Source organism: Streptomyces sp. NPDC057565, assembly GCF_042801455.1.
Classification (GTDB): Bacteria; Actinomycetota; Actinomycetes; order Streptomycetales; family Streptomycetaceae; genus Streptomyces; species Streptomyces yanii.
Genome location: NZ_JBHVFU010000062.1, coordinates 39246 through 45592, shown reverse-complemented (window position 1 = coordinate 45592; position 6347 = coordinate 39246). Strand labels below are relative to the sequence as shown.

Sequence of the window (6347 nt, the reverse complement as noted above, 5' to 3'; positions counted from 1 at the left end):
GTGGTCTTCTTCGCCGTTGAACTCGATCAGGTCTGCCTCGAAGTCCTCGCAGACTTTTCGCATGATCTCTTCGCAGCGTGTCAGCATCTCGTCGTTGAAGACATCCCGCCGGTACCTGGTGACGAACAGCAAGTGTGCGTGGAGGCTGCAGGTGACGTGACGACCGGTGCGGATATCGGGGTTTGGTTCCCAGCGTGGTGGTATACGCCAAGCGCAGTACGATCGTCGAAACCAGGCTGGAAGGGGGTGGGCCGGATGATTCATGCGTACAAGTTCCTCATGCGGCCCACCGTGGGCCAGCAGATCGCGCTCGGCGAGATGCTGCGTGATCACTGCTCGCTCTACAACGGGGCATTGCAGGAGCGCCGTGACGCCTACCGGCACGCCTCGAAGACGACGGTCCGATACGGGCAGCAGTCCGCGCAGCTCAAGGAGATCCGGGCGTTCGACCCGGAGCGTCAGGGGCGCTGGTCGTTCTCGTCGCAGCAGGCCACCTTGCGCCGGCTGGACAAGGCGTTCGCGGCGTTCTTCCGCCGTGTCAAGGCCGGCCGGACGCCGGGGTATCCGCGCTTTCGTGGACTTGGCCGGTTCGACACGGTCGACTTCCCCAGGGACGGCGACGGTTGCCGGTGGGATGCCACCGGGCACGACCCGGTGGTCCGCGTTCGTCTGCAGGGTGTCGGGCACGTCAAGGTGCACCAGCACCGGCCCGTGGTCGGCCAGGTCAAGACCGTCTCGGTCAAGCGCGAGGGCAAGCGCTGGTATGTGATCCTGACCGCCGAGCGGCCCCGGCCCGAGCCGCTGCCCAAGACTGGCAGCGTGGTCGGTATCGACCTGGGCATTGCCAACTTCCTCGCCGACTCGAACGGCGGGTTCGTGCCCAACCCGCGTCACGGGCGAAGGGCCGCAGCGAAGCTCGAAGCAGCTCAGCAGGCACTCGGCAGGTGCAAGCGCGGAAGCAGGCGCCGCCGCAAGGCAGTGGAGGCCGTGGCATGTCTGCACCGCAAGGTGCGGTGCCAGCGGCTCGACCACGCCCACAAGACCGCGCTGGCCCTGGTCCGTGAGCACGATGTCATCGCGCACGAAGACCTCAAGATCCGCAACATGAGCAGGGCCCCCGAACCGAAGCCCGACCCCGACAAGCCGGGCAGCTTCCTGCCCAACGGGGCGGCGGCCAAGGCCGGGCTGAACCGCTCGATATCGGATGCCGGATGGGGGGTGTTCCTCGCGATCCTGAACGCAAAGGCTGAGAGCGCCGGGCGGGAAGTCATCGCCGTGGACCCCCGCAACACCTCCCGGAGATGCCCCGAATGCGGGCACACCGCCAAGGAGAACCGGCCCACACAGGAGAAGTTCCACTGCGTCTCGTGCGGCCACAGCGCGCACGCGGACACCGTCGGTGCTCTCAACGTCCTACGGGCCAGGCTGGTCCGTCGCGAAGCCCAACCGGCATAGCGAGAAGCCACCCCGTCCACGGGGTGGAGGAGTCACGCAAGTGGGAGTGGGTTTCGGTGCCGACCGCGGTCACCGCATCGGCGCTCTCGCTCGGGGGACGGTGGAGGCGGCACGCTGATCGGCCGTGCCGTTGAGACTGGCGTACCTGGGCATGACGAACGCCTTCGCGATGCTGCGACTGCTGCCGATGAGCGACCGGGAGAAGGATTTCGAGATCCTGGCCCTGCATCATCAGATTGCCGTCCTGGAGCGGCATCTGGACGAGCAGCAGTTCCGGTTCGACGTCGGCGACCGGGCGTTCCTGGCGTCGCTGCTCCACGGCGTGCCCCGCGAGGTGCTGCGCCGGATGCGACCGCTGGTCCGGCCGGACACGGTCCTGCGCCGGCACCGCGACCTGATAGCCCGCCGGCACGCCGCCCGCTCCCGGCCCAAGCGCGGCGGCCGACCGCGCACGTGCGCTCGATCCGCGTGCTGGTCCTACGCCTGGCCAGGGAGGATCCCAACTGTGGCTACCGGAGGGTGCATGGCGAACTGCTCGTGCTCGGGGTGAAGGTGGCAGCGTCCACGGTATGGGAGATCGTGAAGGAGGCCGGGATCGAACCGGCACCCCAACAAGCTTCCAATGCCTGGGCCGACTTCCTGCACTCCCAGGCCGGCGCCCTGCCGGCCTGCGACTTCTTCGAGACCGTCACCTTGTCCGGGGCCCGGTTGTACGTGTTCGCGGTGATCGAGCATGCCAACCGCCCGATCCATGTCCTGGGCGCCACCGCACATCCGAACGCGTCCTGGGTGGCCCAGGCCGCGAGGAATCTCGTCATGGACCTGGAGGACGCCGGGTTCCGGGTGCGTGAGCTCATCCGGGACCGGGACGGCACCTCCGTTGGAGCGAGTGACCTTCCCAAGTCGCTTGCGCCCAACGGAGCTTCGATGAGCCGTCAGTCTGCCATGCCTTGTCTGGTGAAGTCTCTGCCGCTGGAGGCGGCCGCTGGTCTGCCCCGCGGATACGACGGCAGCAAGATGCGCGACGGGCGCAAGCGCCACATCCTCGCTCAAGGCTGCCACCTGCACGGATGATTTATCGGCACCCGCAGAGTTGGCCACGGATCGACTCGGAGATGCGCATACCACATCAACGAGCCACAGAGCGGGAAGCAACACGTTGATTCTCTGCGCGCCCTTACGTCCGACGACTGCCGGGTTGGGTCGCGGGGATGCGATGAGTGAAGCACAAAGCGAACAGCCCGGCCAGAGCAAGGATGGCGAGAGCAGCGCGCAGAGCGTCGACCCTCGCGTTGGTGTTGGCGTCGAGAGCGGCCTGGGCCGCATCCGTATGTGCACCCGCCTCGTCGAGTTGCCTCTTGAGCTGGGCGTCCGACAGAAACGGTACGCCACCTGAGAGTTCGACGTTCGCCCGTGCCTTGATTTCAGCCGGGATCGCTGGGCTCCGTTCGATGTTGGCGAGAAACGAAGACGTCAGGGCGGCGATGAGAATCGACCCGGTCAGCGCGGTGCCGATCGATGCGCCGAGATTGGTGACGGTGTTCTGGACGCCACCCACGTCGGCGCTCTGTTCGTCGGACACCGCCGACACGGTGACCGACCCGAGCTGCGACGCCAGCGCCCCCATCCCGTATCCGATGAACAGGAGGGGAATAGTCAACTTCTCGGCCGTAAACGACCGAGCTTGTTGGCTCGGTCGTCTACACCTTGTCGCGCTCCCGACTGCCCCCTACGACAGGGCGGTCACGGGTCGCATCTACCAGTGGAGGAGGTGTTAAGTCCGTTGTGGTACGGGTCCGTTGACGAGAACCCACGCCGAGCGTGCGCAGTTGCGCACGTTGACCCCGGCGACGTGATCGGCGGGACCGGCGAGCCCGCACCGACGACAGGAGAAGGCGTCCCGGGTGGGACGGTTGTGCCTCGCTGTGTGTCCACAACGCGGACACATCTGCGAGGTGTAGCGGGCGTCCACCGCGATCACCGGTACCCCGGCCCGCCGGGCCTTGTACCGCAGGTGTTCTTCGAGCTGGTGGAACGGCCAGGAGGAGAGCGTGGCCCGCTGGTCGCGGGGAGGCCGTACCCGGTCACGGATGCCGCTCAGTTTTTCGAGGGCGATCCCGCGTCCGGTGCGTTGTGCGACGGCCACAATCTCCTTGCTGATCCTGTGGTTGATGTGCGCGGCGTGCCGGGCTTCCTTCTTTGCCCGGCGCTTGGCCCGGCGGGTTGCCGAACGGCTCTGCTTCGCCTGCAGTTCGGCGCGCTTGGCCGCATGCCTGCGCCGGTACCGGCCAAGGCGCCGGCCCTGGTAGTTGTCACCGTCCGATGTGGTCGCGAGGTTCACGATGCCCCGGTCCACCCCGATCCAGTCCGCCGGCTCGAACCGGAGCGACACAATCGCCGGCAGGATCAGCGCCGCCCCGATTCCCTCAAGGAACGACCATCCAACCATGAGTACGGTGAGGTTCGGAGCGAGCGCGGTGGTGAGGGACCCGCAGCCATAGACGACGCAGCCGGCCATGAAGGCGCGCTTACGGCCGACGAGCGCACCCACCTTTCCGCCGCAGATCATGAACATCGCCATCACGAGCGTGTAGGCCGTGATCGCACCCTGGATACCGGTCACCGTCGTCCCCACGTCGGCGGCGACATTGGCGATGGAGACGTTCATGACCGAGCTGTCGAGAGCCATCAGGAACTGACCCGCCGCCAATGTGATGAGAACAATCCTTGTGGCTGGCATCCCATCGGAGGTATCTGCAGCGACTGTCATAAGCGGAGCCTCGGACAGCTGCTGGCAGGCACATGGTCAGCGCTGCATCAGATCAGTCAGTTGGACGAGTACGAAGAGCCGCATTGCCGGGCCGGCACAGCGGTCGGGAGTATGGGCGCAGATCAAAGACATGCCGATTCCGGTTCTGCCGCGGCGCCGTCTTCAGGGTCTCGATGTCCTCGGACGCGAAGACCGCGTCGAAGGACTCGGTGTACTTGCGGTCCCGGTCGCGGACCAGGAAGCGCAGCGACTCCAAGCGCAGGCCCAGGTCGACGGCGAGGCTGCGGGCTTGCTGGACGGTCCAGTGCGCGGTCGGATGCGCGGTCACACCAGCGATGTGCAGGTGGCGCGTGTCGTGCCCGAGGAAGACCAGCGCGCAGACCCGGCGAAGACCGACCAGATCGATGTGCAGGAAGTCGCAGGCAATGACGCCGTCGGCCTGCGCCCTCAGGAACTCTTGCCCCGTCGACCCACCTCTACGGGGAGCAGGGCCGGCGGATCGTGCTTCGTACTGATCGTGGGTGATTCGACAGCCGGCAAGTCCGGCTTGGCCTACGAGGCCATGCGCGCGGCTGTCCCCGATTTCTGGCTGCTGCAGGCGCGGCCGTCGGAGGACCTGCAGGCGTTTTCCTCCGCTGTGTGTGCGTTGCGGCGCTGTGTGGTGTGGTTCGACGAGTTCGACCAATTCATGCGGGCGGCATCACCCTGCAGATGGTCAAGGCCATGCTCGCCGTCCCGGAACGGCAGGTGGTGCTTCTGGCGTCGATGCGCAGCAAGGAGTACGACCGGTACAGCGCGCGACAGCGTGATGTCACGGCAGCATCACTCCGATGTTGAGGATGCCCAGGTCCTTCCCGAAAGTCTCCTTTGAAGGCAGGACTTCGGTCATCAACGCCTGGTCGACTGACTGATATGCGCCAATCCCGATCCCGAGGAATGCGGCCATCAGGATCGTGCCCGAAGCCGTCGGCAGCACCCACAGGATCACCAGCGACGCGGCCATGACCAGGCCAGCGACCAGGACAATTGGTTTGCACCGGCCCATACGGTCCGATATCGGCCCAGCGATGATCCTCGTGACGATGCCTGGGAGAACCGCTCGGTCCAGCCCGGCAGAGTCGCTGTGAGCCCGAAGGAGCCGCCCCGGATGCGCGCTGCCACCCAGACAACGAAAGACGCGGTCGGGAGCTGCCGCTCCGAGCCACTGGATGCCGCCGCTCTGACGGTCGTCCAGCATGTGAAACGGTGATCTAGGATGGGAAACGTGGCGAGGACGAGGGACAGCGAGACCGAGGACTGGGGACCGGCGGGACATGTGCCGCCGAGGCAGTCGATCGTGACGATCTACGGTCTGTACGGAGGGGCCGGCGGCAACTGGATGTCCGTGGCCTCCCTCGTCCACCTCCTTGCCGACCTGGGGATCGACGAGGCGGCCGTGCGCTCGGCCGTCTCGCGTCTCAAGCGCGCGGGCATGCTGGAGTCCACGTCCCGTGGACGGGCCGCCGGTTACCACCTCTCGGAGGGCGCGGAGGCGATGCTGCGCAACGGTCGGGAGCGCATCTTCCAGGCCCGTCGCGCCACGCTCGACGAGGGCTGGGTCCTCGTCGTCTTCTCGGTCCCGGAGTCGGAGCGGGCCAAACGGCACATCCTGCGCACCGAGTTGACCCGGCTCGGCTTCGGGGCGGTGTCCTCCGGGGTGTGGATCGCGCCCGGGCATGTGCACGACGAGGTCGAGGCGATGCTGGCCCGGCTCCAACTGCGTTCGTACACGGACATCTTCCGGTCCGACTATCTCTCGGTGGCCCCCGACCTCGCAGCCAAGGTGCGAACCTGGTGGGACACCGAGAGCCTGCAGGCGCTGTACGTCCGGTTCCTGGCCACCCACCGCCCCGTGGTCGAGCGCCTGGAGCGGGGCGAGACGCTGTCCGACGTGGAGGCCTTCGTGGCTCATGTGCGGGTGCTCACCGACTGGCGCCGCCTGGTGTATCTCGACCCGGGCGTCGCCCGGGAGTTGCTGCCGGCGAAGTGGAGCGGGACCGAGGCTTCCGAGGTCTTCGACGAGCTGCACGCACGGCTCGCGGGACCGGCCCGGCGCCATGTGGCGCGGGTCCGGTCCCGCTGA

Annotated in this window: 6 protein-coding genes and 3 pseudogenes; 3 read left to right on the top strand and 6 right to left on the bottom strand. The window is 67.0% G+C overall.

The window, feature by feature from the left end; translation table 11 throughout:
* A partial coding sequence (locus ACFU8W_RS44040; protein WP_384050409.1) for a transposase occupies nt 1-204 on the bottom strand: 204 nt, incomplete at its 3' end.
* Nucleotides 205-255: 51 nt separating this feature from the next.
* Here ACFU8W_RS44040 and ACFU8W_RS44035 point away from each other — a divergent pair.
* A complete protein-coding gene (locus tag ACFU8W_RS44035; RefSeq protein WP_384050394.1) occupies nt 256-1455 on the top strand; it encodes an RNA-guided endonuclease InsQ/TnpB family protein in 1200 nt (399 codons plus the stop codon).
* 124 nt (nt 1456-1579) lie between these two features.
* Nucleotides 1580-2328 (top strand): annotated as a pseudogene (locus tag ACFU8W_RS44030) (integrase); the annotation flags it as partial.
* 304 nt (nt 2329-2632) lie between these two features.
* Here the strand turns inward: ACFU8W_RS44030 and ACFU8W_RS44025 are convergent.
* The 5 genes and pseudogenes from ACFU8W_RS44025 to ACFU8W_RS44005 all read right to left on the bottom strand — a co-directional run.
* Nucleotides 2633-3124 (bottom strand): annotated as a pseudogene (locus tag ACFU8W_RS44025) (MFS transporter); the annotation flags it as partial.
* 105 nt (nt 3125-3229) lie between these two features.
* Complete coding sequence (locus ACFU8W_RS44020; protein WP_384050406.1) at nt 3230-3847, bottom strand: RNA-guided endonuclease InsQ/TnpB family protein; 618 nt, start codon at nt 3845-3847, stop codon at nt 3230-3232.
* Nucleotides 3839-4195: pseudogene (locus tag ACFU8W_RS44015) on the bottom strand (MFS transporter); the annotation flags it as partial. The gene ACFU8W_RS44020 and the pseudogene ACFU8W_RS44015, both read right to left, overlap by 9 nt.
* Before the next feature lie 82 nt (nt 4196-4277).
* A complete protein-coding gene (locus ACFU8W_RS44010; RefSeq protein WP_384050391.1) occupies nt 4278-4910 on the bottom strand; it encodes a hypothetical protein in 633 nt (210 codons plus the stop codon).
* 126 nt (nt 4911-5036) lie between these two features.
* A complete protein-coding gene (locus tag ACFU8W_RS44005; protein WP_384050388.1) occupies nt 5037-5462 on the bottom strand; it encodes an MFS transporter in 426 nt (141 codons plus the stop codon).
* 27 nt (nt 5463-5489) lie between these two features.
* Here ACFU8W_RS44005 and ACFU8W_RS44000 point away from each other — a divergent pair, with 27 nt between their 5' ends.
* Nucleotides 5490-6347, top strand: coding sequence for a PaaX family transcriptional regulator C-terminal domain-containing protein (locus ACFU8W_RS44000; protein WP_384050385.1), 858 nt, complete (start codon nt 5490-5492; stop codon nt 6345-6347).

Bases quoted from the DNA above. Each gene is read 5' to 3' on its own strand.
- ACFU8W_RS44035 (WP_384050394.1), top strand. From the start codon at position 256: ATGATTCATGCGTACAAGTTCCTCATGCGGCCCACCGTGGGCCAGCAG.
- ACFU8W_RS44005 (WP_384050388.1), bottom strand. From the start codon at position 5,462: ATGCTGGACGACCGTCAGAGCGGCGGCATCCAGTGGCTCGGAGCGGCA.